At 60.4% G+C, this 2,357-nt stretch carries 2 protein-coding genes; one reads left to right on the top strand and one right to left on the bottom strand.

The features are described from left to right. Positions 1-88: 88 nt before the first annotated feature. Positions 89-988: a LysR family transcriptional regulator gene (locus QMX93_RS30580; RefSeq protein ID WP_053119050.1), complete on the bottom strand. Its 900-nt coding sequence runs from the start codon at positions 986-988 to the stop codon at positions 89-91. 228 nt (positions 989-1,216) lie between these two features. Here QMX93_RS30580 and QMX93_RS30575 point away from each other — a divergent pair, with 228 nt between their 5' ends. Beyond that, complete coding sequence (locus QMX93_RS30575; RefSeq protein ID WP_282359321.1) at positions 1,217-2,233, top strand: alpha/beta hydrolase; 1,017 nt, start codon at positions 1,217-1,219, stop codon at positions 2,231-2,233. Positions 2,234-2,357 lie beyond the last annotated feature (124 nt).

Below are 2,357 nucleotides of genomic sequence, written 5' to 3'. Positions count from 1 at the left end.
CGATAGCGGTCATTCAGACACTGAAGCTGTGACAGACCGAACGCTATCGCGAGCAGGCTCACTCCTACAGTTTTGATCTGCGTAAGGATCAGAGGGCGACGTTGTTCTGGTTCAGGCGTTCGCGCAGGAATTCGACCAACGCCTGCACCGGGCGCGAGGCCTGACGATGCTGCGGGTACACCGCCGACAACGTCAGCGGCTCCGGACGCAGATCATCCAGCACCGGCACCAGCCGGCCATCCTTCAGCGCTGCGCCAACAATAAACGTCGGCAAATACGTAATCCCCATCCCCTGCACCGCCGCATCCCTGAGCAACTCGCCGTTGTTCACGCGCATGCGCCCGGTGACGTTGACCAGCAGCGGCTTGCCCTGCCCGGCATTGAAACGCCATTGCACCGAGCGACCATGGCCATAAGGAAGGCAATCATGGCTGTGCAAGTCTTCCGGTTCGAGCGGCGTACCGCGTTCGGCCAGATACGCCGGGCTGGCGCAATACACCCGTTCGATCGACGCGATGCGCCGGGCGATCAGCGTTGAGTCTTCCAGCACACCAATGCGCAGCGCCAGGTCATAACCCTCGCCCAGCAAATCAACCGGCCGATCACTCAGATCCACCTCCACCGTGACCTCGCGATAGCGCTGCAAAAACATCGGCAGCAGACAACCGAGGTGCGCGACGGCAAACGACAGCGGCGCGCTCACGCGAATCGTTCCGCGCGGTTCGGCGGTCTGCCCGGCGATGCCCTGCTCGACCTGTTCGACTTCGCCCAGCAGGCGCAATGCCGATTCGTAGTAGCTCTGGCCCAGCGGGGTGACGTCGAGGCGCCGGGTCGAGCGATTCAACAATCGCACGCCGAGGCGCTCCTCCAACTGCATCAAGCGCCGGCTGACGAACTGCTTGGACAGGCCCAATTGATCGGCCGCTGCGGTGAAGCTGCCGGAGTCCATGACCTGGCAAAAAATACGCATGTCTTCGAACGGGTTCATTGTCACTCTCTGGTGGACAGTTAAACGCTTTATAGCCGCTTTTTCGCTTTCGAGCAGCTCATTAATCTGTGCTCACGGTTTGAAAACAACCCTGAACACGCAGGAGCTGCCGCAGGCTGCGATCTTTTGATCTTGATCTGCGGTGACGCGGGTAAAAGGCAAAAACAGGATCAAAAGATCGCAGCCTGCGGCAGCTCCTACATCACACATTCGAAAATGGAATTGAACATGAACATTAAACAGACCCTCGCCGCTTCCCTCCTCGCCCTGTCCATCGGCAACGCGTTCGCCGCCGAGACCTCCGGTGTCGAACACAACACCCAGGCCTTCCTCAACGCCCTCGCCGCTGGCGGTGGCAAACCCCTTGAGCAACTCAGCCCGAAAGACGCCCGTGCGGTGCTGACCGGTGCGCAGGCTTCGGTGAAGGTGGACTTGTCCGGTGTTGAAGTCAGCGACAAGGCGATCAAGGTCGATGGCCAGACGATCAACCTGAAAGTGGTGCGTCCGGCCAAGGTCAAAGGTGAGTTGCCGGTGTTCATGTTCTTCCACGGTGGCGGCTGGGTGCTCGGTGATTACCCGACGCACCAGCGCTTGATTCGTGACTTGGTGGTGGGCTCTGGCGCTGTCGCGGTGTACGTCGATTACACGCCGTCGCCGGAAGCGCAGTACCCGACCGCGATCAACCAGGCGTATGCCGCGACAAAATGGGTGGCTGAGCACGGCAAAGACATCGGTGTCGACGGCAAGCGTCTGGCGGTGGCCGGCAACAGCGTCGGCGGCAACATGGCGGCGGTTGTGGCGTTGATGGCCAAGGAACAGAAAACCCCGGCACTGCGCTTCCAGCTGTTGATGTGGCCGGTGACCAACGCGCAGTTTGACGACGGTTCGTACCAGCAATTTGCCGAGGGCCATTTCCTCACCAAAGGCATGATGCAGTGGTTCTGGGACAACTACACCACCAACCCCGCCGAGCGCGCGCAGATCCATGCTTCGCCGTTGAACGCCAGCGCCGAACAGCTCAAAGGCTTGCCTGCTGCACTGGTGCAGACCGCCGAGTTCGACGTGCTGCGTGATGAAGGCGAAGGCTATGCGCGTCACCTCGATGCGGCCGGCGTGGAGGTGACCTCGGTGCGTTACAACGGGATGATTCATGACTTTGGTTTGCTCAACCCTCTGAGCCAGATTCCTGAGGTGAAGGCAGCGGTGCGTCAGGCGGCGGCTGAGTTGAAGACTCATTTGAACTGAGCCCAAGTCCTCGCCACACCCAAAATTGTGGCGAGGGGATTTATCCCCGATGGGTTGCGAAGCGACCCCGCTCTTATCCAGAAGAAGCAGGGACTGCTGCGCAGTCCATCGGGGATAAATCCCC

This window comes from Pseudomonas sp. PS01303 (assembly GCF_029959385.1).
GTDB classification, from domain to species: domain Bacteria; phylum Pseudomonadota; class Gammaproteobacteria; order Pseudomonadales; family Pseudomonadaceae; genus Aquipseudomonas; species Aquipseudomonas rustica.
This window is presented reverse-complemented; position numbering and strand designations above follow the sequence as displayed.